Origin of the sequence: Actinoplanes sp. NPDC049316, assembly GCF_040677315.1 — a bacterium.
Classification (GTDB): domain Bacteria; phylum Actinomycetota; class Actinomycetes; order Mycobacteriales; family Micromonosporaceae; genus Actinoplanes.
Genome location: NZ_JBFAQM010000007.1, coordinates 188,698 through 213,721 on the forward strand (window position 1 = coordinate 188,698; position 25,024 = coordinate 213,721).

At 72.4% G+C, this 25,024-nt stretch carries 21 protein-coding genes; 16 read left to right on the plus strand and 5 right to left on the minus strand.

Going from position 1 to position 25,024, the window contains the following annotated elements:
• Positions 1 to 92: 92 nt before the first annotated feature.
• From AB0K03_RS13755 to AB0K03_RS13765, 3 genes are all read right to left on the minus strand, one after another.
• Entirely contained in the window at positions 93 to 863 is a 771-nt protein-coding gene (locus AB0K03_RS13755; RefSeq protein WP_364684077.1) for a class III extradiol ring-cleavage dioxygenase, read from the minus strand.
• Between the two features lie 61 nt (positions 864 to 924).
• Complete coding sequence (locus AB0K03_RS13760; RefSeq protein ID WP_364684079.1) at positions 925 to 2,130, minus strand: DUF1501 domain-containing protein; 1,206 nt, start codon at positions 2,128 to 2,130, stop codon at positions 925 to 927.
• Positions 2,131 to 2,140: 10 nt separating this feature from the next.
• Positions 2,141 to 3,382 (minus strand): DUF1800 domain-containing protein, encoded by a 1,242-nt coding sequence (locus AB0K03_RS13765; RefSeq protein WP_364684081.1) that lies wholly within the window; start codon positions 3,380 to 3,382, stop codon positions 2,141 to 2,143.
• Between the two features lie 328 nt (positions 3,383 to 3,710).
• Between AB0K03_RS13765 and AB0K03_RS13770 the strand changes: the two genes are divergently transcribed.
• The 7 genes from AB0K03_RS13770 (at position 3,711) to AB0K03_RS13800 (ending at position 12,478) form a co-directional block, all read left to right on the plus strand.
• Positions 3,711 to 4,358, plus strand: a complete 648-nt coding sequence (locus AB0K03_RS13770; protein WP_364684083.1) for a GPP34 family phosphoprotein — start codon at positions 3,711 to 3,713, stop codon at positions 4,356 to 4,358.
• Between the two features lie 34 nt (positions 4,359 to 4,392).
• Positions 4,393 to 5,883 carry an APC family permease gene (locus tag AB0K03_RS13775; RefSeq protein WP_364684084.1) on the plus strand — a complete coding sequence of 497 codons (1,491 nt, stop codon included), beginning with the start codon at positions 4,393 to 4,395 and terminating at the stop codon, positions 5,881 to 5,883.
• The gene (locus AB0K03_RS13780) at positions 5,880 to 6,461 is read left to right on the plus strand and encodes a GNAT family N-acetyltransferase (RefSeq protein WP_364684086.1); all 582 of its coding nucleotides are present in this window, start codon (positions 5,880 to 5,882) and stop codon (positions 6,459 to 6,461) included. Before AB0K03_RS13775 ends, AB0K03_RS13780 begins: the two co-directional genes overlap by 4 nt.
• Positions 6,462 to 6,611: 150 nt before the next feature.
• Complete coding sequence (locus AB0K03_RS13785) at positions 6,612 to 9,047, plus strand: hypothetical protein (RefSeq protein ID WP_364684088.1); 2,436 nt, start codon at positions 6,612 to 6,614, stop codon at positions 9,045 to 9,047.
• A 226-nt stretch (positions 9,048 to 9,273) separates the two neighbouring features.
• Positions 9,274 to 10,950 (plus strand): DEAD/DEAH box helicase, encoded by a 1,677-nt coding sequence (locus AB0K03_RS13790; RefSeq protein WP_364684090.1) that lies wholly within the window; start codon positions 9,274 to 9,276, stop codon positions 10,948 to 10,950.
• 32 nt (positions 10,951 to 10,982) lie between these two features.
• Complete coding sequence (locus AB0K03_RS13795) at positions 10,983 to 11,912, plus strand: helix-turn-helix domain-containing protein (RefSeq protein ID WP_364684092.1); 930 nt, start codon at positions 10,983 to 10,985, stop codon at positions 11,910 to 11,912.
• Positions 11,900 to 12,478: a dihydrofolate reductase family protein gene (locus tag AB0K03_RS13800; protein ID WP_364684094.1), complete on the plus strand. Its 579-nt coding sequence runs from the start codon at positions 11,900 to 11,902 to the stop codon at positions 12,476 to 12,478. The genes AB0K03_RS13795 and AB0K03_RS13800 overlap by 13 nt, the downstream gene beginning before the upstream one ends.
• 7 nt (positions 12,479 to 12,485) lie before the next feature.
• Here AB0K03_RS13800 and AB0K03_RS13805 read toward each other — a convergent pair whose 3' ends face one another.
• Positions 12,486 to 13,250, minus strand: coding sequence for a GntR family transcriptional regulator (locus AB0K03_RS13805; RefSeq protein ID WP_364684095.1), 765 nt, complete (start codon positions 13,248 to 13,250; stop codon positions 12,486 to 12,488).
• Between the two features lie 218 nt (positions 13,251 to 13,468).
• Here AB0K03_RS13805 and iolC point away from each other — a divergent pair, with 218 nt between their 5' ends.
• The 9 genes from iolC to AB0K03_RS13850 all read left to right on the plus strand — a co-directional run bounded on the left by iolC (position 13,469) and on the right by AB0K03_RS13850 (position 23,517).
• Positions 13,469 to 14,419, plus strand: coding sequence for a 5-dehydro-2-deoxygluconokinase (gene iolC / locus AB0K03_RS13810; protein WP_364684097.1), 951 nt, complete (start codon positions 13,469 to 13,471; stop codon positions 14,417 to 14,419).
• Positions 14,412 to 15,281, plus strand: a complete 870-nt coding sequence (locus AB0K03_RS13815; protein WP_364684099.1) for a Cgl0159 family (beta/alpha)8-fold protein — start codon at positions 14,412 to 14,414, stop codon at positions 15,279 to 15,281. The genes iolC and AB0K03_RS13815 overlap by 8 nt, the downstream gene beginning before the upstream one ends.
• Complete coding sequence (gene iolB, locus AB0K03_RS13820; protein ID WP_364684101.1) at positions 15,278 to 16,156, plus strand: 5-deoxy-glucuronate isomerase; 879 nt, start codon at positions 15,278 to 15,280, stop codon at positions 16,154 to 16,156. Before AB0K03_RS13815 ends, iolB begins: the two co-directional genes overlap by 4 nt.
• Positions 16,153 to 18,006 (plus strand): 3D-(3,5/4)-trihydroxycyclohexane-1,2-dione acylhydrolase (decyclizing), encoded by a 1,854-nt coding sequence (gene iolD / locus AB0K03_RS13825; RefSeq protein WP_364684103.1) that lies wholly within the window; start codon positions 16,153 to 16,155, stop codon positions 18,004 to 18,006. Before iolB ends, iolD begins: the two co-directional genes overlap by 4 nt.
• An 11-nt stretch (positions 18,007 to 18,017) precedes the next feature.
• On the plus strand, positions 18,018 to 19,514 hold the full coding sequence (locus AB0K03_RS13830; RefSeq protein ID WP_364684105.1) for a CoA-acylating methylmalonate-semialdehyde dehydrogenase: 1,497 nt from the start codon (positions 18,018 to 18,020) through the stop codon (positions 19,512 to 19,514).
• Between the two features lie 42 nt (positions 19,515 to 19,556).
• Complete coding sequence (locus AB0K03_RS13835) at positions 19,557 to 20,552, plus strand: sugar ABC transporter substrate-binding protein (protein WP_364684106.1); 996 nt, start codon at positions 19,557 to 19,559, stop codon at positions 20,550 to 20,552.
• Between the two features lie 65 nt (positions 20,553 to 20,617).
• The gene (locus AB0K03_RS13840) at positions 20,618 to 21,685 is read left to right on the plus strand and encodes an ABC transporter permease (RefSeq protein WP_364684108.1); all 1,068 of its coding nucleotides are present in this window, start codon (positions 20,618 to 20,620) and stop codon (positions 21,683 to 21,685) included.
• 3 nt (positions 21,686 to 21,688) lie between these two features.
• Positions 21,689 to 22,504 carry an ATP-binding cassette domain-containing protein gene (locus AB0K03_RS13845; RefSeq protein WP_364684110.1) on the plus strand — a complete coding sequence of 272 codons (816 nt, stop codon included), beginning with the start codon at positions 21,689 to 21,691 and terminating at the stop codon, positions 22,502 to 22,504.
• Complete coding sequence (locus AB0K03_RS13850; RefSeq protein WP_364684334.1) at positions 22,504 to 23,517, plus strand: Gfo/Idh/MocA family oxidoreductase; 1,014 nt, start codon at positions 22,504 to 22,506, stop codon at positions 23,515 to 23,517. Before AB0K03_RS13845 ends, AB0K03_RS13850 begins: the two co-directional genes overlap by 1 nt.
• A 21-nt stretch (positions 23,518 to 23,538) precedes the next feature.
• On the opposite strand, the gene AB0K03_RS13855 is transcribed toward AB0K03_RS13850, so the two are convergent.
• Entirely contained in the window at positions 23,539 to 25,023 is a 1,485-nt protein-coding gene (locus tag AB0K03_RS13855) for an OmpA family protein (RefSeq protein ID WP_364684112.1), read from the minus strand.
• Position 25,024: the final 1 nt, after the last annotated feature.

A 25,024-nucleotide genomic window follows, 5' to 3' on the forward strand; every position in this document is an offset into this window, starting at 1 on the left:
GGGGGGAACCTCCGGGCGTCGGTGCGACGGGGATGGCGGAACGTTCCCACAGAATCCCCGGTCACGCTGGGAGGAACCTGAAAACCCCCCGGTCAGGCCACCTGGAACGAGCGCTTCGCCAGCCCCATCCAGAAGCCGTCGATCGGCTGCTGCGCGCTCTGCTCCGGGTTGCCGGACGCGCCCAGCGTCAGGAACATCGGGGCGAAGTGCTCGATCGTGGGGTGCGCGTACGGCATGCCGGGCGCGCGGCTGCGGAAGTCGGCCAGCTCGTCGACGGCGCCGCGGGTCAGCGCCTCGGCGGCCCACGCGTCGAACTCGCGCGACCAGCCCGGGGCCGGCGCGTCGGTGCGGAATTCCCGCAGGAACGGCAGCCCGTGCGTGGTGAACCCGGAGCCGATGATCAGCACGCCTTCCTCGCGCAGCGGGGCCAGCCGGCGCCCCAGCTCGAGCAGGCGGTCGGGTTCCAGGGTGGGCAGCGACATCTGCAGCACCGGGATGTCCGCGTCGGGATACATCACGCTCAGCGGCACGTACGCGCCGTGGTCCAGCCCGCGGTTCGTCCGGGCGACGTGCTCGGTGTCGGGCATCAGCTTCTCGACGCGGGCGGCGAGCTCGGGCGCGCCGGGCGCGTCGTAGCGGGCCTCGTAGTAGCGACGGGCGAAGCCGCCGAAGTCGTACACCAGGGGAACCGTCTCGGTGGCGCCGAGCATGAGCGGCGCCGACTCCCAGTGCGCCGAGGCCATGAGGACGGCCTCGGGCCGGGGGAGGGCCGCGGCCAGCTCCTGCAGCTGAGCGACCCACGTGGGGTCGTCCACCAGCGGGGGAGCGCCGTGGCTGAGGAACAGGGCGGGCATGGTGCTCATGGGTTGCCTCCGTTGACGCTTCAACCTTCTGGAGCAACGGTACGGCGAATTACTTGATTCGTCAACTAAATCGGAGACGCCCCGTCCAGCCGCCGAGAATGCGCTCCGGGTCCGCGCCGAGCACGTCGGCGAGCAGGGTGGCGTACACGTCGCGGAAGTCGGTGGTGTGCCGCAGGTCGCCGTCGTCGAGGTCGGTGAGGCCGGGCGGCTCGCCGTACCGGCCGCCCGGGATGCCGCCGCCGGCGAGCAGGACCGTGGAGGCCGTGCCGTGGTCGGTGCCGTCGGAGGCGTTCGCGCGGACCCGGCGGCCGAACTCCGAGTAGACGGCCACCACCACGTCCCGGTCCGCCATCCGGTCCACGAACGCGGCGAGGGGCTTGTCGAGCGCGGCCAGGATCGATTCCTGGGCCGTCCTCTCGTCGGCGTGGAAGTCGAAGCCGCCCAGCGAGACGGAGTAGACCCGGGTCGCGGAGCCCGCCTCGATGCAGCGCGCCACGAGGGCCAGTTGACGCTCCAGCGGGGGAGCCTGCCCGCCGGTGGCCGTGGCCGGGGCCTCGGCATCCGGATCCTCGTCGGGGATCACGTCGTCCACGAGGTCGCGCACCTTCACCAGGTCGGCGAAGCAGGCCGCCGCGCGCGCCCGGGCGGGCGACTCGCCGGCCGAGGGCGTACCGAATCCGGCCAGGACCTGCGTGGTGACACCCTCCGGCAGGATCAGGGCGCCGCCGGGAACGGTGGCGCCCGCGCTCGTCGCGCCGGCCAGCAACGGCGGCAGCACCGGTTCGAACGACACGGCCAGGCGCGGGTCGCCGCCCGCGGTGTCCAGCCAGCGGCCCAGCCAGCCGGTCGTGCCGGGACGCTCGGGCCGGGCCGTCTGCCAGATGTCCATCGAGCGGAAATGGCTGCGGTCCGGGCTCGGGTAACCCACCCCGTGGACGATCGCGAGGCGGTGCTGCCCGTACAGGCGGTGCAGGCCGGCGAGGCCGGGGTTCAGGCCGAACTCGTCGTCGAGGCGCAACACCTCGCCCTCGTCGTACGCCATCGACGGGCGGTTCGCGGCGTAGGCGGGGTCCGCGTACGGGATGACCGTGTTGAGCCCGTCGTTGCCGCCGTAGAGGGTGACCAGCACGAGCGTGCGGCCGCGCGGCTCGTCGGTGCGGAAGCCCAGGACGTCGCGCAGGCCGTACGCGGTCCCGCCGGCCGCCAGCGCACCGGCCGCGACGACCCCGCTGGCGGTCAGGAACCGGCGCCGGGTGACGGTGTTCATGGACTCCTCCTCAGTGGACGGCGTATTCAGGGCTGGCCAGCGCGAGCGCGAGCAGGCGGCGCGGCTCGTCGGCGGCATCGGCCAGGACCGCGCGGGTGCGCTCGCTCCAGCCGTCGACGACCAGCAGCCGGGCCACGGCGTCGAGCCGCCCGGCGGCCGGGGTCCGGCCCAGCTCCCGCACAGCGTCCGGGGCCAGCGCGGACAGCTTGCGGGCGTGCTCCAGCCGGGCGCGGGTCGACGAGGTGGTCAGCCAGGCGGCGCCCACCGGCCAGCCGCCGACGCTCGGCGGCCGGAACGGCACCTGACCCAGCGCGCGCAGCATCTTCTCGGACGCCTCGACCGGATCCGCGCCGAGCTGGCGCAGCGCACCCACCAGCCACTCGACGGGCTGTTTGACGAGCTGCCCGGCGGTGGTCGGGAACGCGGGATCGGTGGCGATCGCCCGCAGCAGGCCGGTGGTGCTGCGCCCGCCGGCGGCGGTCACCCGGGCGATCGTGGCGGCGTCCGGTGCGGTGCCCGAGCCGTAACGCACCCAGAGCCGCGTGACGAGATGGGGAAGATGCGCCGGGTGGCGGACGAGCAGGTCCGCGTACCCGTCTGCGTCGACCGTGCCGGTGCGCCCGAGCAGGGTGACCGGGCCGGGGTCGTGCCGGCCGGGGACGAACGTCGCCGTGCCGCTCGTGCGCGAGGCCCGCCACCCGGTGAGCACCCGCGCGCCCGCCTTGACGTCGTCCTCGGTGTACGCGCCCACGCCCAGCGTGAACAGCTCCATCAGCTCGCGGGCCAGGTTCTCGTTCGGGGCCGTACGGGTGTTGCGCTGCCCGTCGAGCCACAGGATCAGGGCGGGGTCGCGCAGCATCGCGCGGACCAGCGCGCCGGTGTCGCCGCCGCCGTAGCGCCGCAGCGTCTGCTGCTGGGCGAGCATGAGCGGCATCGCCCGTACCTTCTGGACCGACGTGGCCCAGTGCCCGTGCCAGAAGAACGTGAGCTTCTCGGCCGCCCCCGGCTCGGCCACCATGCGGCGCAGCCACCACCGGAGGGCGTCGCGGGCCTGCCGTCGCGCGTCCTGACGGCCCTCCTTGCCCGGCCGGAACGTGCCGGGCTCCGGAAGCGGCACGGTACGGCCGACCGGGGCCAGCACCGCGTCGAGGGTCGCGCCGGCACCCGCGTCCAGCGCCGCGTCGACCTCCGCGGCCGTCGGGCCGAAGGTCAGGCGGCGGAGCAGATGGGCAACCGTGCTGCGGTCGGTCATGGCGGCGACGCTAGGGACGCCGTGTCAGGAAACGGTAAGGGCGGCGTTCGGTGGGCGTACGGGGGACCCCAGATGACGATCGTGTTAACTCCCCGGATTTCCTTGCGGGCATAGGCGCAGCTCAGAACGGTCCTGCACGATGCATTGAAGCTTTGACCACTTCGGACATTGCGCGGGGTAGTCGCGCGCTGGCAAGCTACCCGGTGTCGCATTCACGCCGCTCACCGTGATGGTCCGCGGCCGCCCCACCCCGCCCCGCTCAGTCCGACCTTCCGACTGCCGGTCACCCCGACCGGCGGTCATTCCGTCATGTTCCGAGGGGATCGTCGTGTCGTCATCGCAGCTGCCGCTGGCCGACGACCTGTACCTCGCCGCCCACGACTCCGCCCGCGGCCGGTGCCTGCTCACCCCCGCCACGCTCGGCCTCGGGCTCGCCGCCGCGCTGCTCGCCGAGCTCGTGCTCTGGCGCCGCCTCGACGTCCGCGACAACCACATCGTCGTCATCGACGACCAGGCGACCCCGGACCCGGCCACCGCCGCCGTCCTGGGCCAGCTGTTGCGCGAGAGCCACCACCGCCGCATCCGGGACTGGATCTCCTTCCTGGCCACCGGCGTGGCCACCGACCTGGTCGAGCGCCGGCTCGCCCGCGCCGGCGTCGTGCACCGGCAGGAGAAGCGAGGGTTGCTCGGCACCAAGGTGCGGTTCGTGCCCGTCGACTCGTCCGTGGCCGGCTGGCCCGGCACCCGCATCCGCATCGCCGCCGGCCGCGGCGAGATGCTCGACACCTCCGATCTGGTGCTGACCGGGCTGGTGCTCGCCACCGGCCTCGACCAGCACGTGCTCGTGACGCTCGAGGCGCACGAGCGTGACCAGTTGTTCGGCCAGCTCCGCCGGCGCATGCCGACGATGCTGCAGCACCTCGTCGGCCACGCAGAGGCCGCCGTGGGCGACGCCGTGATGGCCCGCCGGGCCTGACCACTCCTCCCTCCTCCCCGCCTTGGAGACCAGCGTGTCCGCCACCACCACCCCCGCCAGACCCAGCCAGCTCTCGACCGCCCTCGCCCGCGACCGCCTCGGTGTGGCGGCCGTCGTCTTCTTCGTCATGTCCGCCGCCGCCCCGCTGACCGTCGTCGCCGGCGTCGTCCCCACCGGCCTCGCGGTCACCGGCCTCACCGCCATCTCGATCGCGTTCCTCGCCGTCGCGGTGGTGCTCGCGGTCTTCTCCGTCGGCTACGTCGCCATGGCCCGGCACATCGCCAACGCCGGGGCCTTCTACGCGTACGTCGCCCGGGGCATCGGCCGCCCGTTCGGGGTGGGCGCCTCCTGGGTCGCGCTGCTGGCGTACAACAGCTTCCAGGTCGCCTCGTACGGCGGCTTCGGCGCGATCGCCTCGCCGCTGTTCGCCGACTGGTTCGGCGTGGACGTGCAGTGGTGGGTCATCTCCCTGGCGGCCTGGGCGCTCGTGGCGGTCCTGGGCGTGCGCGACGTCGCCGTCAACGGCAAGGTCCTCGCCACCCTGCTCGTCGCCGAGATCGTCCTGGTCGTCGTCTTCAGCGTCGCCGACCTGTTCGCGCCCGACTTCGCCGCCTCCTCGGCCCCGCTGAACCCGGGCAGCCTCGTCGGCGCCGGTGCCGGCGCGCTGCTGGTCATGGCGGTCACCGGCTTCGTCGGCTTCGAACAGTCCGTCGTCTTCAGCGAGGAGTCGCGCGACCCGCGGCGCACGGTGCCCCGCGCCACCTACATCGCGGTCGCGCTGATCGCGGTGCTGTACGCCTTCTCCGCCTGGGCCATGATCTCCGCCACCGGCGGGCAGGCCGTCGACCGGGCCGGCGCGGAGGGCCCCGAGCTGTTCTTCAACCTCGCCTCCGACCGGCTCGGCAGCACCGCCCTGCACCTCGGCCACGCCCTGTTCCTGACGTCGCTGATCGCGGCGATGATCTCCTTCCACAACATCATCGCGCGCTACACGTTCTCGCTGGGCCGCGAAGGCGTGCTGCCGCGGGCGTTCGGCCGTACGGTGCCCGGCACCGGCGCACCCAAGAACGGCTCGCTCCTGCAGTCCGCGGTCGGGCTCGCCGTGATCCTCCTGTACGCCGTCATGGGCTGGGACCCGCTGGTGCAGCTCTTCTTCTGGGGCGGCACCACCGGCGGCATCGGCGTGCTGCTGCTCATCACCGTCACGTCGCTGGCGGTCATCGGCTACTTCACCCGTAACCCCTCCGGCGAAGACGCCTGGCACCGCATCGGCGCGCCGATCATCGGCACCGTCCTGCTGCTCGTCATGACGTACCTGGCGCTCACCAACATCGCGACCCTCTTCGGCGTCGAGCCCGGTTCCAAGCCGACCTGGGTGGTGCCGCTCGCGTACGCCGTCGTCACCCTCGCCGGCGCCGGCTGGGCGCTGATCCTGCGCCGCACCCGCCGCACGGTGTACGAGGGCATCGGCCTCGGCGCCCGCAGCGCCACCACCTCCTTCTCCTTCTCGGAGGCCACCAAGTGACGCCCATCCGCACCGCCGCCCCCACCGAGATCCCCGAGGTCGGCCGGCTCATCGCGCTGTCCTTCGACCACCTCCCGCAGAACCGGTCGCTGGTCCCGGACGAGAACGACCGGCTCCCGGTGATGACGGAATTCTTCACGTTCCTGTCGGAGTCCGCGCCGGAAGCCGGCCGCATCGACGTCATCGAGGACGCCACCGGCGCCCTCGCGGCGGCCGCGGTCTGGTTCGACCGCACCCGGGAGATGCCCGAGATCGAGGGGTACGAGCAGCGCCTCAGCGCCGTCGCCGGCCCCTACCTGCCCAACTTCCAGGCCCTCGACGAGGTCTTCGAGAAGCACCACCCGGACGAGCCGCACTGGCACCTGGCGTTCCTGGCGGTCCGCCCGGACCACCAGAGCGCGGGCCTCGGCAGCGCGCTGATGCAGCACACCCACGAACAGATCGACGTGCCGGCGTACCTCGAGGCGACCAACGAGGACAACATCCGCCTGTACGAGCGGCACGGCTACACCCGGATGTCGCCGTTCGACATCCGGCTCCCGGACGACACCCCGTTCTTCCGGATGTGGCGTCCCTGATCGGCTCCGAGCGCGGGGTACGCCCGTACCCCGCGCTCGGAACGCTGCTTTACCGCTCCCGGGCGGCTGGTCGTCCGCCAGGTGACAGCCGCGGAACGCCCATCTGCGGTATACCGAGGCGATATCCATGCGGGATCGGGCGGTGGGGCGATGGCCGGGTGCGTGAACCAGGGCCGCAAGGGCTGGACCGAGCTGCGGGTGCACGGCGTGTCCGGGACGCCGCCGGACCGGATGCTGCAGCACGCGCAGATCGAGATGGTCGCCGGGGACACCGATGCCGGGTTCTTCCGGCGGCGCTACGACGCGCCGGCGGTGTCGGACGACGACGATCAGCAGCGTGCCGAGGCGTACTCGTGGGGAGGGCTCACCGCGGGCGCCGGCGCCCGGGCGCTGTGGCTGCTGCTGGCGCCCTTCATGCTGGCCAATCTCGCCTTCTTCGCGCTGCCCCGGGTCACGGCGGGCGGCAAGGGGTGGCGACGATGGCCCGCGGTCGTACCCGAAGCGCTCGTGCGGCTCTTCGCGCTGTCGGTCACCGTGACCTTCGTGCTGGTCCCGGTGCAGGTCGCGATGGACCTGATCGGCTGGCAGTGCGTACGTCCCGGCCTCCGGGACTGCACCGCGCAGACCTCGTGGCTCGGCTTCCTGCAGTGGAGGTGGCTCGCGACGCCGGGCGGACGGCTGGCGGTGACGGCGCTCGTACCGCTGCTCGTGGTCGTCCTGCTGTGGAGGCTGGGCCGCTCCACCTGGCTGCGGCTCGAGAACACCACGGTGCCCGGCGCCGTGGCTGCGGAGACGGACCAGACGCCGCTGGAGGACCGGAACATGTGGAACGGCCGGGAGCCGGTGCGCAGGCTGCGGGCCGTGCACCTCGCGGCCGCGCTGGCGGTGGTCGGCGTCTTCCTGGTCGCCCCGCTGCGTCTTCCCGTCGCGACGGGCGTGCTGTGGCTCCTGACGGCAGCGCTCGCGCTGGCCGCCGTCCTGGTGTGTGTGCCGGCGACGAGCCGGAGGACGCGCCCCGGCGAGACCCCCGGCGCTGCCGGACTCGACCGGTACACGGCCTTCCCGCTCGTCGTTGCCGTCGTGGTGCTGGTTGCCGTGTTCACGGCGGGGTTCGCGGGCCGGGGTTCGTTCCGGGAGGAGCCGTCGCTCCCCGGGCTCGCCGGCGCCGTGCAAGGGTTGTTCACGGCGCAGCTCGTGCTGCTGCTCCTGCTGGCCGGCCTCCTTCTCCGGCTGAGACGGACGATGCCGCCTCCGGAGGCGGTCGGCCCGGTGCAGGGCCGCACCGGCGAGGCGTACGAGGACCGGCCGGCGTGGGGCGGCCTGGCCGCTGCGGCCCTGATGATGCTGGCGCTGGCGTTCATCGGTGAGGTCGCCGCCGGGGCCGGCATCCGGATCGCCGACCTGCTCGGCGCGCCCGCCGTCGACTACGAGAACCCGTCGTCGTTCCTGGTGCCCGGAGGCTACTTCTCGGCGGCGGCGGTGACCGCTGTGCTCGTGCTCGCGCTGCTCGTGGCCGCCCTCGCCGGGTGGCGGCACGTGGCTCGGGAAGCGACGTCGATCGAGTCCGGATTCGAGGACTTCTACGACGATGCGGCCGGCGAGGCGCACGCCGGGCGGCGCAGAGCCATCGCCGGAGTCTGGGCCCGGGCGGAGGTCGGCGAGGTGGCGCAGCGGCTGGCCGGCTGGCTTCTCGTCGTCGCCGCCGTGGTGCTCGCGGCCGGGCTCGCCGTGTTCTGGCTCGATCCGACGTGGCTGCTGGACCACGCGCGGTGGCTGGTCAACGTGGGCACGTTCCTGGTCGTCGGCTTCCTGCTTCTCCTGCTGTACGTGGGCCGCCAGGCGTACCAGAACGCGAACTTCCGGCGGACCGTCGGGGTGCTGTGGGACGTCGGCACCTTCTGGCCCCGCGCCGCGCACCCGCTCGCCCCGCCCTGCTACACCGAGCGGACCGTGCCCGACCTGATGACCCGGATCCGCTATCTCGGAGACCGGTCCGAAGGCGGCAAGGTGCTGCTCTCCTGCCATTCGCAGGGCACCATCATCGGCGCGGCCGTCATCATGCAGTTGACGTACGACGAGAGCGCACCCGTGGCGTTCCTCACCTACGGAAGCCCGTTGCGCCGGCTCTACTGCCGCTTCTTCCCGCAGTACTTCAACGTCCGGGTCATCAACCGGACAGGGTCGTTCCTGCTGGGATGCGCCCACGAGAACACACCGCGCGAGCACCGCCCGTGGCGCAACCTGCACCGGCGCAGCGACCCCATCGGCGGGCCGCTCCTGATCACCTATCCGCCCCGAGTCCGGGGCCCCGGCGGGCTGGGACCGCTGACGCCGGCGGGTGACAACGGCGACCTCGACCGGCAGCTGATCGACCCGCGCTTCGACCGCCCCGACGGCGACACCTGCGACCCCGCGCCGTGCGGGCACTCCAACTACTTCGCGGACCCGGCCTTCGCGGACTCCGTCACGACACTGAGGGAGCTGCGGGACGCGTACCCCAGCGTCCGCGGCCGATGCCCCGGCAACCATTCAGGAACGAACACGCCGCTGCAACCTCCGTCAATCGTGGTCTCCGGTTCGAGCTGACCCGCACGGGGTGTTCCGGGTGCTTTCCTCGCCGCATCCTGATGCCGGCGTTCGGCCGGGCTGTCGTGCCGAGCGCCACCATCGGCGGGGGTGCGTGGGTGTTCACCCTCGCCGATGGTGGTCGGGTGGGCGGGGGCCGCTGCTCGCGCTGCCGGCGTAGGGGATGCGTCACCCACCGGTAGCCCGGGCGGAGCCCGCCGCCGGCGGTTCTCCTATGGTTGTCGGCATGGAAGACGATCCGTTCGAGGCCGAGGCGGGTTTCGCCGGGCTGGGGTTGCGGGCGGAGCTGCTCCGTGCGTTGAGCGCCCTCGGCTATGAGGAGCCCACCCCCATTCAGCAGGGGGCGATCCCGCCGCTGGTGGCCGGCCACGACCTGGTGGGTCAGGCCGCGACCGGCACCGGGAAGACCGCCGCGTTCGCGCTGCCCCTGCTGCAGGGGATGACCGCGGGGGAGCGGGGTACGGGCCCCGCGGCGCTCGTGCTCGTGCCGACCCGGGAGCTGGCCGAGCAGGTGTCCCAGGCGGTCCACCGGTACGGCCGTGAGCTGGGCGTCCGCGTCCTCCCCGTGTACGGCGGCCAGCCGATCGGGCGGCAGTTGCAGGCCCTGCAGCGCGGCGTGGACGTCGTCGTCGGTACGCCCGGGCGGGTGCTCGACCACATCGAGCGGGAGACGCTGCGGCTGGGCGACGTCCGTACCGTGGTGCTCGACGAGGCCGACGAGATGCTCGACATGGGGTTCGCCGAGGACATCGAGGCGATTCTCGCCGAGACGCCGGAGAGCCGGCAGACCGTGCTGTTCTCCGCGACGATGCCGCCCCGCATCGACGGCATCGCCCGCCGGCACCTGCGGGAGCCGGTCCGGATCACGATGGGCCGGGAGGCTCCCGCGCCGGGCGAGCTGCCGCTGGTGCGGCAGAGCGCGTACATGGTCGCCCGGGCGCACCGGTCGGCCGCCCTCGGGCGGATCCTCGACGTCGAGATGCCGTCGGCCGCGATCGTCTTCTGCCGTACGCGGGAAGAGGTCGACCAGGTCACGGAGGCGCTCAACGGGCGCGGCTACCGGGCGGAGGCGCTGCACGGCGGCATGAGCCAGGACCAGCGCGACCGGGTCATGGGCCGGCTGCGCGGCGGGAGCACCGAGCTGCTGGTCGCCACGGATGTCGCCGCCCGCGGGCTCGACGTGGAGCAGCTGACCCACGTCATCAACTTCAACGTGCCGGCGGCGCCGGAGGCGTACGTGCACCGCATCGGCCGGGTCGGCCGGGCCGGGCGGGAGGGTTCCGCCATCACCCTCGCGGAGCCGCGGGAACAGCGCATGCTCAAGGCGATCGAGCGGCTCACCGGGCAGCGCATCACCCTGGAGAAGCTGCCGACGGTGACGGACCTGCGGGCCCGGCGGCTGGAGAAGACGCGTACGGCGTTGCAGGCGAGCCTGGAGACCGACGACCTGGAGCGGTTCCGGGTGGTCCTCGACTCGCTGACCGACGAGTTCGACGTCGAGAACATCGCCCTCGCCGCCGTGAAGCTGTTGCACGAGGCGGCCGGCGGCGACGTCGACGAGGACGACATCCCCACGCCGGCCGCGCCGCGCGAGGGCCGGGACGCCCGTCCGGCCGGCGGTGGGCGCGAGCGGCGCCCGGGTGCCCGGGCCTCGGACGCCGGGGTGACGCGGTTGTTCTTCGGGATCGGCCGGCGCGCCGGGCTGCGCCCGCAGGACCTGGTGGGCGCGATCGCCGGCGAGTCCGGGCTCAGCGCCCGGGAGATCGGCGCGATCCAGATCACCGACCGGTTCTCGCTGGTCGAGGTGCCGGAGCCGGCCGCCGACATGGTCATCGCCGCGATGCAGCGCAGCACCATCCGCGGCCGGCGCCCGACGGTACGCCGGGAGCGCTTCGTCCGCTAGAACCGGCCCCGGCCGGCCCGCAGACTGGGTCCATGCGCTACGTCTCGCGGGTGCCGGCCGCGCCGCTCGACCGGTTCGTCGACGACATCTACTGCCTGAGCGGGCAGCCACGGCATCGGCGGATGAACGTCCCGCCGATGCCGTCGGCGCATCTCTTCGTCAACCTGGGCGGCCCTGTCCGGCTGTGGGACTCCGACCCCTCCGTGCCGCCCGCGGTGCTCACCGGCGCCTGGTTCATGGGCGTGTGGACCCGGCGGTTCCTCGTCGAGCACCCGACGCCGGTACGGCTCCTCGGTGTGCACTTCAAGCCGTGGGGGATGGCGCCGTTCATCGGTCTGCCGGCGAGCGAGCTGCGTGACCGGTGGGTCCCGGCGGACGCCGTCTGGCACCGGTTCCCGGACCGGATGCGAGATCGGGCCGGCGAGGCCGCGTCGGCCGCTGATGTCCTCCGGTGGATGGAGGACGAGCTGCGTGAGCGCCTCGCCGAGGCGCCGCCGCGGGGTCTCGACCTGGTCCGGCACACCGGCGGCCGGCTGGAGCGCTCCCACGGCGTGGTGCCGGTCGGTGCCCTGACCGACGCCGCCGGCGTGAGCCGCAACTACCTGGCGGCGCAGTTCACCGCACATGTCGGCGTCACACCGAAGCTCGTCGCGCGGATCTACCGCTTCGCCCGGCTGATCGTCTGCGTGGACACCTCGCGTCCGGTGGACTGGTCGCGGCTCGCCCAAGCGGCGGGTTACTTCGACCAGGCCCACCTCAGCCGCGAGTTCAAGGACTTCACCGGCCACACCCCGACGCAGTACCTGGCCCTGCGGCGCCGGTGGCCGGGCGAGCGCGGGTTCCCGCCGGACAGCGGTCCGATGCCCGCCGAGGGATTTCCTACAAGCCTGGACGGCCCAGGGCGCAGCATGATCGGGGGTGAGGACACCGGAGACGCCGAGGAGGGCCCGTGGGCACAGTGATCATGCACAGCGTGATGTCGGTGGACGGCTTCATCGCGGACGGCAACGACGAGGTGGGGCCGCTTCACGACTGGTACTTCAGCGGCGACACCCCGATTCTCGGCGGGGACGGCTTCAAGGTCTCCCGTACGTCGGCGGAGTACGTACGGCCGATGTGGGAGTCGATCGGTGTGATCGTCATGGGCCGGCACCTGTTCGACCTGGTGAACGGCTGGGAGGGCCGCCCGCCCGCGGGGGACCACGTGGTCGTGGTGTCGCACCGGCCCAAGCCGCAGGGCTGGCACCCCGAGGCGTCGTACCACTTCGCAGGCGACGTCCGGGCCGCGATCGCCAGGGCGCAGGACCTCGCCGGTGACCGGACCGTCGCCGTGAACGCCGGCGACGTGGGCGGCCAGATCTTCGCGGCCGGCCTCGTCGATGAGGTGGCGATCGATGTGGTGCCCGTCGTGTTCGGGTCGGGCAGGCGCTACTTCGGCAGCGGCGAGGGACAGCGTCGCTTGGCGGACCCGCACGTGGTGATCCCGAGCGACGGAGTGCTGCATCTGAGGTTCAAGACCGCACGGTGACGCGGGGTCAGCCCGCCGAGAGGTTGAGTTCGAAGCTGTAGCGGCTCGCGCGGTAGACGTGCGAGCCGTATTCGAGCGCGCGCCCGCTCACGTCCCACGCCGTCCGGGTCATCGTCAGCAGCGAGGCGCCGCGCTTCTCCTGCAGGGTGCGGGCCTCCTTCGCGGTCGCCGAGCGCGCGCCGATGACCTGGGTCGCTATGCGCGGCTGGTAGCCGGCCCGGCGCAGCAGCTCGTACAGGCCGTGCCGGGCGAGGTCCTGCGCCTCCAGGTGGATGAGGTCGAGCGGGATCGCGTTGTGCATCAGCGCGAGGGGCTCACCGCCGGCGTAGCGCAGCCGTTCGATCCAGGTGACCTCCGTGCCGGGGGCGAGCTCGAGGGCCTCGGCGATGTCCACGGGCGCGGGCACCACCGTCAGCCGCAGCACCTCCGTGCGCGGCTTGCGGTCGGCGCTGACGAGGTCGTCGTACAGGCTGGACAGCTCGACCGGGCGGCGGACCTTGGGGTGCACGACCTGGGTGCCGACGCCGCGCTTGCGCACGAGCATGCCGCGCTCGACGAGGTACTGGATCGCGCGGCGGGTCGTGGGGCGGGAGACGCCGAGCCGCTCGGCGAGGTCGACCTCGTTCTCGATGCGCGCGCCGACGCCGATCTCACCGGCCTCGATGAGCTCCTGCAGCCGGCTCGCGACCTGGAAGTACAGCGGCACCGGGCTGCTGCGGTCCACCTCGACGGGGCGGACCGGGCTGCGCGGCGGCGAGACATCGGATGCCACAGGACCCCCTTCGTTTTTCAGTTTGTCAGGACAAAGTATTGACGTCGAAGCACTCACGTTATTACATCGAAACGAACCGAGACACCCCCACCGGCTTCGAGCTTCCGGTCCCAGAGCCTTGCGAATCGCGCCGTAGTCAGCACGGCATCCGGGCGTCGTCACGCCCCTTCTGTACCCGCTATCGCCGTACGCCCCGACCGCTCCTGCAAGGGGGACGCATGCCCGCAGACGAGGTACTGACCATGGGACGTATCGGCGTCGACCTGTATCCACAACAGATCGGCGCGTCGCTGCGCGAGGTCCGCACCTTCGAGAAGTTCCTCGGCGGCAGCCCCACCAACGTCGCGGTCGCCGCCGCCCGGTACGGCCGCCGCAGCGCCGTGATCACCCGGACCGGCGACGACCCGTTCGGGGTGTACATCCACGACGCGCTGCGCGCCTTCGGCGTGGACGACCGGTACGTCTCGGCCGTGCCGGCGCTGCCCACGCCCGTCACGTTCTGCGAGATCTTCCCGCCCGACGACTTCCCGCTCTACTTCTACCGCTTCCCGAAGGCCCCGGACCTCGAGATCCACGAGTCCGAGCTGGACCTCGGCGCGATCCGCGCGGCCGACGTCTTCTGGGTCACCGGGACGGGGCTGTGCCAGGAGCCGTCGCGCTCGGCGACCCTCGCGGCCCTGCGCGCCCGCGACCGCTGCGGCATCACCGTGCTCGACCTCGACTACCGGCCGATGTTCTGGGAGTCCCGCGACGAGGCGCGGCGGTGGGTGCAGGAGGCGCTGCCGTACGCGACCGTGGCGGTCGGCAACCTCGACGAGTGCTGCACGGCCGTCGGGGTCCGCGAACCGCGCAAGGCCGCCGCCGCGCTGCACGACCTCGGGATCGAGCTGGCCGTCATCAAGCAAGGGCCGGACGGGGTGCTGGCTTCCCGGGCCGGCGAGGAGGTGCAGGCCCCGCCGATACCCGTCGAAGTGGTCAACGGCCTGGGCGCCGGGGACGCCTTCGGCGGCGCGCTGTGCCACGGCCTGCTCTCCGGCTGGGACCTGGAGACCACGATGCGCTTCTGCAACGCCGCGGGCGCGATCGTGGCGTCGCGGCTGGCCTGCGCGGACGCCATGCCCACCGCGGCCGAGGTCGAGCTGCTCGCCGCGGGAGGCTCCGGTGCCTGACGTCCACGACATCGTCACCGCGCGGGTCGACCGGCCGTACGCGATCGCCTCGGCCGCGAAGAAGCGCCGCCGGCCCCCGTCCTGGCGGGGCGAGCACGGCCGGCTCATGGTGATCGCGGCCGACCACCCGGCGCGCGGCGCCCTGCGGGCCGGCGCCGACCCGCTCGCCATGGGCAACCGGGCCGACCTCCTCGACCGCATCTGCACCGCGCTGGCCCGTCCCGGGGTCAACGGCGTGCTGGGCACCCCGGACGTCCTCGAGGATCTGCTGCTGCTCGGGGCGCTCGACGACAAGGTGGTCATCGGGTCGATGAACCGCGGCGGCCTCGCCGGCACCAGCTTCGAGATCGACGACCGGTTCACCGCGTACGACGCCGCCGGGATCAGCACCGCCGGGTTCGAGGGCGGCAAGATGCTGCTGCGCATCGACCCGGCCGACGCGGGCACCGCGAACACCCTGCAGGGCTGTGCGCACGCCGTCGGGGAGCTGGCGCAGCGCCGGCTGATCGCGATGGTGGAGCCGTTCATCACGCATCGCGTCGACGGGCGGGTCCGCAACGAGCTCAGCGCCGAGGCGATGGTGCGGGCGATGACCGTGGCCGCCGGGCTGGGCCCGACCTCGTCGTACACGTGGCTGAAGGTGCCGGTCGTCGACGACATGGAGCGGGTCATGGCGGCGACCACGCTGCCGGCGCTCATCCTCGGCGGCGAGGTCTCCGCCGACGCCGACGCCGCGTACGCGCGCTGGGGCAAGGCCCTCGCCCTGCCCACCGTGCAGGGCCTGGTGATCGGGCGCAGCCTGCTCTACCCGCCCCGCGGAGACGTGGCCGGCGCGGTGGACCGGGCGGTGAGCCTGCTGTGAGCCACCTGCTGCGCCGCGGCGAGGCCGCCGAGAAGCCCTTCGACCTGGTCGTCACCCCGGAACGGGCCGGCTGGGGGTTCAGCGGCCTGCGCGTGCTCGACATGACGATCGGCCAGCGGGTCAGCTTCGTCACCGGCGACGAGGAGATGATCGTCCTGCCGCTCTCCGGCGGCTGCGACGTGACCTGCGACGACGAACGCGTCACGCTGACCGGGCGGCGGTCGGTGTTCACCCGGGTCACCGACTTCGCGTACGTGCCGGCCGGGTCCGCGGTGACGATCCGCGCGGGCAACGGCGGCCGGTTCGCGCTGCCGTCGGCGCGCACCACGAAACGGCTGCCCTTCCGGTACGGCCCGGCCGAATCCGTACCCGTCGAGCTGCGCGGTGCGGGCCAGGCGAGCCGTCAGGTCAACAACTTCTGCACCCCGGAGTCGTTCGAGGCCGACCGGCTCATCGCCGTGGAGGTCCTGACGCCGGGCGGGAACTGGTCGTCGTACCCGCCGCACAAGCACGACGAGGCGGGCGAGCACGAGACCGCGCTCGAGGAGATCTACTACTTCCAGGTCGCCGCCTCGCCGGCCGGGACACCCGGCGCGGCGTACCAGCGGGTGTACGGCCACCCCGGCCACGACATCGACGTCTGCGCCGAGGTGCGCAGCGGCGACGTGGTGCTCATCCCGTACGGCTGGCACGGCCCGTCGATGGCCGCACCGGGCTACGACCTGTACTACCTCAACGTCATGGCCGGGGCGGGACCGCGCAAGTGGCTGTTCTCCGACGACCCCGTGCACGCCTGGGTGCGCGGCTCGTGGGACGGCCGGCCGATGGACCCCCGGCTTCCCCTGACCTCCACCACCGAGAGGAGACGATCGTGAGGCTCACGGTCGCGCAGGCCGTCGTCCGGTTCCTGGCCAGCCAGTGGACCGAGCGCGACGGCGTCGAGCAGCGGGCGATCGCGGGGACGTTCGGCATCTTCGGGCACGGCAACGTCGCCGGCATCGGCCAGGCGCTGCTGCAGGCCCAGCGCACCGGCGAGGCGGACATGCCGTACCACCTGGCCCGCAACGAGCAGGCGATGGTGCACGCCGCCGCCGGGTTCGCCAAGATGAAGAACCGCCTCTCCGCGCTGGCCTGCACCGCCTCGATCGGTCCCGGCTCGACGAACATGCTCACCGGCGCCGCCCTGGCCACGGTGAACCGCCTGCCCGTGCTGCTGCTGCCCAGCGACGTCTTCGCCACCCGGGTCGCGCCGCCGGTGCTGCAGGAGCTCGAGGACCCCCGCTCGTACGACGTCAGCGTCAACGACGCGTTCCGCCCCCTGTCGCGCTTCTTCGACCGCATCTGGCGGCCCGAGCAGCTGCCGTCGGCGCTGCTCGCGGCGATGCGGGTGCTGTTCGACCCGGCCGAGACCGGCGCGGTCACGCTGTGCCTGCCGCAGGACGTCCAGGCCGAGGCGTACGACTTCCCGGACGAGCTGTTCGAGCGGCGCGTCTGGCACGTGGCCCGCCCGGCGCCGGAACCCGCGGCCGTGGCCCGCGCGGTCGAGGTCATCCGCTCCGCGCGCCGCCCGCTGATCATCGCCGGTGGTGGCGCGGTGTACGCCGAGGCGTCCGCGGAGCTCGACGCGTTCGCCCGCGCCACCGGCATCCCGGTGGCCGACACCCACGCCGGCAAGGGCGCCCTGCGCTGGGACCACCCGAACTCCGTCGGCGGCGTCGGCTCGACCGGCACCCCGGTCGCGAACCGGCTCGCCCGCGAGGCCGACGTGATCATCGGTGTCGGCACCCGCTACAGCGACTTCACGACCGCCTCGCACACCGCGTTCGCCGACCCGGACGTCCGGTTCGTCAACCTCAACGTGGCCGCGTTCGACGCGTCCAAGAAGGGCGCGACGGCGCTGGTGGCCGACGCGCGCGCCGGTCTGACCGCGCTCACCGAGGCGCTCCAGGGCGTGCGGTTCGACCTGGCGTACGCGGAGGACGTCGCGGCGTGGCAGCGGCGCGTCGACGAGGCGTGCCACCTGGGGCACGCGCCGCTGCCCGCGCAGAGCGAGGTCATCGGCGCCGTCAACGACGCCTGCGGCGAGCGCGACGTGGTGGTGCAGGCGGCCGGGAGCATGCCCGGCGACCTGCAGCTGTTGTGGCGCGCCCGGGACCCGAAGCAGTATCACGTGGAGTACGGCTACTCCTGCATGGGCTTCGAGATCGCCGGCGCGCTCGGCGTCAAGATGGCCGACCCCACCCGTGAGGTGTACGCGCTGGTCGGCGACGGCTCGTACCTGATGATGGCGCAGGAGATCGTCAGCGCCGTGGCCGACGGCCACAAGCTGGTCATCGTCCTGGTGCAGAACCACGGCTTCGCGTCGATCGGCGCGCTGTCGGAGTCGCTGGGCTCGCAGCGGTTCGGCACGAGCTACCGCTACCGCGGCGGGGACGACGACTACGACGGCGGCTACCTGCCGGTGGACCTGGCCGCCAACGCCGAGAGCCTCGGCGCGGCCGTCATCCGCTGCCGGACGATCGCCGACCTGACCGAGGGCCTCAAGCAGGCCCGCGACGCCGACCGGCTCACCGTCGTGCACATCGAGACGGATCCGCTGTCCCCGGTCCCGTCCTCGGAGTCCTGGTGGGACGTGCCGGTCGCCGAGGTGTCGTCGCTGGACAGCACCCGGGCGGCGCGGGCCGCGTACGAAGCCGCGAAGCGCGCCCAGCGGAATCACCTGTAGAGAGGCCTGACGTGACAACCATCGAACACTGGATCGGCGGCGGCACCACGAGCGGGACCGGATCCCGCCGCGCGCCGGTCTACAACCCGGCGACCGGTCAGCAGCAGCACGAGGTGCTGCTCGCCGAGGCCGCCGACGTGGACGCCGCCGTGGCCGCCGCGAAGGGCGCCTTCGCCGAGTGGAGCCAGGCGTCGCTCAGCAAGCGCACGAAGATCCTGTTCGCCTTCCGGGAGCTGGTGAACACGCACGTCCAGGAGCTCGCCGAGATCGTCTCGGACGAGCACGGCAAGGTGCTCAGCGACGCGGCCGGGGAGGTGCAGCGCGGCCTGGAGGTCGTCGAGTTCGCCTGCGGCGTCCCGCAGCTGCTCAAGGGCGAGTACTCCGACCAGGCGTCCACCGGGGTGGACGTGTTCAGCTTCCGCGAGCCGCTGGGCGTGGTCGCCGGGATCACCCCGTTCAACTTCCCGGTGATGGTCCCGATGTGGATGCACCCGGTCGCCATCGCCTGCGGCAACACGTTCGTGCTCAAGCCCAGCGAGCGCGACCCGTCGGCGTCGAACCTCGTCGCCGATCTGTGGCGCCGGGCCGGGCTGCCCGACGGCGTGTTCAACGTGGTGCACGGCGACAAGGTGGCGGTCGACGCGATCCTCGAGCACCCGGACGTCGCCGCGGTCTCCTTCGTCGGCTCGACGCCGATCGCCCGCCACATCCACGGCAGGGCCACCGCGTCCGGCAAGCGGGTGCAGGCCCTCGGCGGCGCCAAGAACCACGCGATCATCCTGCCCGACGCCGACCTGGAGTTCGCCGCCGAGCACCTGAGCGCCGCGGCGTTCGGCTCGGCGGGGGAGCGGTGCATGGCCGTCTCCGCGGCGGTGGCGGTCGGCGGCGCCGCCGACCCTTTGATGGACATCCTGGCCCGCAAGGCCGCCGACGTGGTCGTGGGCCCGGGCCGCGATCCGAGAAGCGAGATGGGGCCGGTGGTCACGGCCGCGGCCAAGGAACGCATCGAGGGCCTGATCGGTACGGGCGAGCAGCAGGGCGCGAAGGTGCTCGTCGACGGCCGCGGCCGCACGGTGCCCGGCCACGAGAACGGCTTCTTCGTCGGCCCGACGGTCCTCGACCACGTCGGCACCGGCATGGACGTCTACACCGAGGAGATCTTCGGGCCGGTGTTGTCGGTGCTGCGCAGTGACAGCGTGGACGCCGCGATCGACCTGATCAACGCCAACCCGTACGGCAACGGCACCGCCATCTTCACGAACAGCGGCGAGGCGGCCCGCCGGTTCCAGCGCGGGGTGAACGTCGGCATGATCGGCATCAACGTCCCGATCCCGGTGCCGATGGCGTACTACTCCTTCGGCGGCTGGAAGGACTCGCTCTTCGGCGACAAGCACGTCCACGGTCCCGAAGGCGTCTCGTTCTACACCCGCGGCAAGGTCGTCACCTCCCGCTGGCCGCACGTCGAGGCCGCGCACGGCGCCTCCCTGCACTTCCCGACCGCGAGCTGACGATCGCGGCCTGCATCCATCCCTCTTCGGAAGGCACATTTCATGATGACGAGTCGATCACGGAGCGCCCGCCTGACCCTGCTGGCGGCGGTGATGGTCCTCGGGGTCACCGCCTGCAGCGGCGGCGGCAAGGAGAAGTCCGCCGACACCACCACCGGCGGCGGCAACGCGGCCGGCAGCTCCGGGTACACCGTCGCCTTCATCACCCACGAGACGCCGGGCGACACGTTCTGGGACAAGGTCAAGGCGGGCGCGCAGCAGGCGGCCAAGGACACGGGCGTCACGCTCAAGTACTCCAACGACCCGGACGCCGCGAAACAGGCCGTGCTCATCCAGAACGCGGTCGACTCGAAGGTGAGCGGCATCGCCACCACCCTGGTCACGCCCAACGCCCTCGCGGGTGCGGTGAAGGCGGCCACCGACGCGAAGATCCCGGTCGTCGGTCTCAACGCCGGCATCGACCAGTACAAGCAGCTCGGCGCGCTGATGTACTTCGGCTCAGACGAGAGCCTCGCCGGGCAGACCGCCGGGCAGCGCATCGCTCAGAACGGCGGCAAGCACCCGCTCTGCGTGATCCATCAGGCCGGCTCGGTCTCCCTCGAGGCCCGCTGCGCCGGCGTCAAGAGCGCCGTGCCGGGCACGGAGAACATCCAGGTCAACGGCGCCGACGACGCGGCCGTCACGTCGACCCTGCAGGCCAAGCTGGCGCAGGACAAGTCGATCGACTACATCGTGACGCTGGGCGCGCCGCAGGCCATCGACTCGATCAAGGCGATCGACGCCGCCGGCAGCAAGGCGAAGCTGATCACCTTCGACCTCAACCAGGAGGCCGCCCAGGACATCCAGGACGGCAAGATCGAGTTCTCCATCGACCAGCAGCCGTACGTCCAGGGCTACATGGCGGTCACGTCGCTCTACCTGTACCTCAAGAACGGCAACGACATCGGTGGCGGCAAGGCCGTGCTCACCGGCCCGTCCTTCGTGGACAAGGACAACATCGGCAAGATCCTGCCGTTCGCGAAGAACAACACCCGCTGACCGGCGTCCCGGGAGGCCGCGGCACCGCCTGCGGCCTCCCGGCCCCCATCGATCGGAGTGCAGTCATGAGCCACAGCGTGCAGGCGGCGCCGCCGAGGCCGGCGCCCTCGGACGCGTCCAACCGGGTCACCCTCGGGCTGTCCAACCGGCTGCTGGCCCGCCCCGAGGTGGGCGCGCTGGTCGCGGCGATCCTCATCTTCGTCTTCTTCATGGCCGCGGCGCCGGCGTTCCGGTCCGCCGATTCCTTCTTCACGGTGCTCTACCAGTCGTCCACCATCGGCATCGTCGCCGTCGGCGTCGGCCTGCTGATGATCGGCGGCGAGTTCGACCTGTCCGCGGGCGTCATCACCACCAGCGCCGGCCTGGTCAACTCGATGTTCTGCTGGTACTTCGGTGTCAACCTCTGGGCCGGCGCCCTGCTGTCCCTGGCGTTCTGCCTGTTCGTCGGCTTCGTCAACGGCTACCTGGTGATGCGGACCGGGATCCCGAGCTTCCTGATCACCCTCGGGACCTTCTTCGTGCTGCAGGGCGCGAACCTCGGTGTCACCAAGCTGGTCACCGGATCGGTGTCCAGCACCGACATCAGCCGGATCGACGGGTTCGGGTCGCTGAGCAAGATCTTCGCGTCCAGCTTCAAGGTCGGCTCCGTCACCGTGTGGATCACGGTGATCTGGTGGGTCCTGTTCGTCGCGCTGGCCGCCTGGATGCTGCAGCGGACCCGCATCGGCAACTGGTTCTTCGCCGTCGGCGGCGCCCCGGACAGCGCCCGCGCGGTCGGCGTGCCGGTGGTCAGGACGAAGATCGGGCTGTTCATGACCGTGTCGTTCCTCGGCTGGTTCGTCGGCATGCACACCCTCTACCGGTTCAACACCCTGCAGGCCGGCAACGGCGTCGGCAACGAGTTCCTCTACATCATCGCCGCGGTCGTCGGCGGCACGCTGCTCACCGGCGGCTTCGGCAACGCGATCGGCGTCGCGATCGGCGCGTTCATCTTCGGCATGACCAGCCTGGGCATCGTGTACGCGGGCTGGGACCCCAACTGGTTCAAGGCGTTCCTCGGCGTCATGCTGCTGCTCGCCGTCCTGGTGAACCTCTACGTCAAGCGGATGTCGACCGCCCGGAAGGTGGGCTGAGCCATGACCGACACCCTCGCGGACCACGCCGACAGCCGGCTGCAGCCGGGCGAGCCGCTCATCGAGATGACCGGCGTGGGCAAGTCGTACGGCGCCATCCGCGCCCTGCGCGACGTCAACCTGCGCGTCAACGCCGGCGAGGTCACCTGCGTGCTGGGCGACAACGGCGCGGGCAAGTCCACCCTGATCAAGATCATGAGTGGCCTGCACCCGCACAACGAGGGCACCCTGACCGTCGACGGGCGGAAGGCGACCTTCTCCTCGCCCCGGGAGGCGCTGGACCGCGGCATCGCGACCGTCTACCAGGACCTCGCCGTCGTCCCGCTCATGGAGGTGTGGCGCAACTTCTTCCTCGGCTCCGAGCTGAGCAGCGGCCGGTTCCCACTCGCCCCGCTCAAGGTCAGACAGATGCGGCGCATCGCCGACGAGGAGTTGCGCAAGATGGGCATCGTCGTCAAGGACATCAACCAGCCCATCGGCACCCTCTCCGGCGGCCAGCGGCAGTGCGTCGCGATCGCCCGGGCCGTCTACTTCGGCGCCCGGGTGCTGATCCTCGACGAGCCGACCGCCGCGCTGGGCGTCAAGCAGTCCGGCGTGGTGCTCAAGTACGTCGCCGCGGCCCGCGACGCCGGGCTGGGCGTCGTCTTCATCACCCACAACCCGCACCACGCGTACCTGGTCGGCGACCACTTCGTCATCCTCAAGCTCGGCGGCACCGTGCTGGACAAGAACCGCAAGGACGTCACGCTCGACGAACTGACCGGCCAGATGGCCGGCGGCGACGAGCTGGCCGAGCTCTCCCACGAGCTGGGGCGGTGATGCTCAGGGTCGGAGTTGTCGGCACCGGGATGATCGGGCAGGACCACATCCGGCGGATGACCACGGTGCTGGCCGGCGTCGAGGTCGCCGCGGTCACGGACGTGGACGCGGAGACCGCCAAGCGGGTCGCGGAGGGGCTGCCCGGGGCGGTCGTGCACGGCACCGGCGAGGAGCTGATCGCCGACCCGGGCGTCGACGCGGTCGTGGTCTGCTCCTGGGGACCCACCCACGAGCAGTACGTGCTCGCCTCGATCGCGGCCGGCAAGCCGGTCTTCTGCGAGAAGCCGCTCGCGACCACCGAGGGGGCCTGCCGGCGCATCGTCGAGGCCGAGGTCGCGCACGGCAGCCGGCTGGTCCAGGTCGGCTACATGCGACGGTACGACGAGGCGTACCGCGCGCTGAAGGCCGTGGTGGACAGCGGCCGGATCGGCGCGCCGCTGATGATGCACTGCGCCCACCGCAACGCCTCGGTGCCCGCGCACTACGAGAAGGAGATGGCGATCACCGACACCGCGGTGCACGAGATCGACATGGTGCGCTGGATGTTCGGCGAGGAGATCACGGCGACCCGGGTGCTCGTGCCGCGCAGGAGCCGCAACGGGGGAGCGCTGCAGGACCCGCTCATCCTGGTGCTGGAGACGGCGAGCGGCGCGATCGTGGACGTGGAGATCTCCGTCAACATCCGGTACGGCTACGACATCCGCGGCGAGGTCGTCGGCGAGGAGGGCACCGCGGCCCTCGGCGAGCTCACCCCGGTGACGCTGCGGGCGAGCCGGCAGCTGGTCAGCCCGATTCCGGCCGACTGGCGCGAGCGGTTCCGCCGCGCGTACGACGTGGAGCTGCAGGAATGGGTCGACTCGATCGCCGGCGGGGGCCGACCGGTGGGCCCGAGCGCCTGGGACGGGTACGCGGCCGCCGTGGTCTCCGACGCGAGCGTGGCGGCGCTGCGCGGCGGCTCCCGCGTCGAGGTGACCCTCATGCCCCGACCGGACCTCTACGCGGACGCGGCGTGACCATCCGCGGTGGCTGGTTCCTCAGCTCACCGGGACATCCTTGATCCGGAACTTGCCGGGCACGTCGATCGTGACGGCCGTCGTGCCCGGGTCCGGCGCGGGGAACCACAGGGCCAGCAGCCGCGAACCGCCCGGCGGGATCGCCTGGTTCAACAGCCGGTCGCACAGGCAGCGGTGGTCGCCTCGCTCGAGCTCGTAGTCCATCGGGTACGCCACCGTGTCACCGGCGAGCAGCCGCACCCCGGAGGCGCCGTACGGGGCGAACGGGTCGAACTCCTTGCGGGCCGTGAACACACCCTGACCCAGGTAGTCGAGGATCGTCGCGTCGTCGTCGCCGACGTTGCGCACCACGAGGTCCAGCTGCAGGAGCTCTCCGCGTACCGTCGCCGGTCCCGGCGTGAAACGCACGGTGCCGCGATGCAGCGGCAGGGCGACCCGAACGCCTTCGGTGGGGGGCGGCGCGGGCTTTCCCGCCGGCTTCTCCGCGGTCTTGTCCCCGGCCCGGAAGCTGACGGTCACCCGGCGGTTGCGGGCCCGCCCGGCGGCCGAGTCATTGGGCACGACCGGCTGGGTCTCGCCCTTCGCGCTGACCGTTTTCGGCCAGCGCCGGTCCGGCAACCGGCCGCGCAGCGCCTCCGCGACCGCCTCGGCCCGCGCCTGCGACAGCCGCTGATTGTGCGTGGCGCTGCCCGTGTCGTCGGTGTGCCCGGTGATCGTCAACGGTCCCGCACCCGCGGCCGTGATGTCGGCGACGGCCGCCGCCACCGTCTTCGCCGCCGCGGTGGTCAGGCGCGCGCTGTCGACCCGGAACAGCACATCGGTGTCCAGATCAAGATCAATCCGGTCGGGGGTACGCCGCGCGCGCAGCCCGACGTCCCGCCGCTCGGTGTACGCGCTCAGCTCCGCCACCCGCGACGAGGCGTCCGCCACCTCCAGCGCGTCCTCGCCCTCGGCCGGCGCCGGCACCGGACCGCCGATGATCGGCACGTCCGCGAACACCCCCGCGTACGGCAACATCACGGACAGCCGGTCCACCGTGGCCGGGACCCCGGCGAAGGCCGCCTGCAGCGTCGTGGTGTCCCCGGCTCCGGCCCGCACCGAGCCGGTGCAGACACAGTCCCCGCCGGACGACTCGGCGACCAGATGGACCCGCCGCGACCGCTCGTCCACGAGCCGCCCGCCGGCGAACGACAGCGACTGGTCACCGGAGAAATGGCGGCTCACCACGGTGGACCCCCGCCCGCCGGCGATCTCCTCCACCCGCGTACGGACACTGAGCACGACCGTCGCGCCGGACCGCACCAGGGGGCCGACGGTCAGGGTCAGCCGGTCGCCGGCGGCGTCGACGGTCCGGCCCTGCTCCCACGCGGCCGGCGCGGCGGCCGCCGACGGGGTCGCTGCAGGCGGTGACGGCGGGGCCGGACGGGTGGGCGGCGGTTCGCTGTCGCAGCCGGCCGCCGCGAGGGCCGTCGCTCCGGCCGTGACGGCTGCGAGAATCCGCTGCATC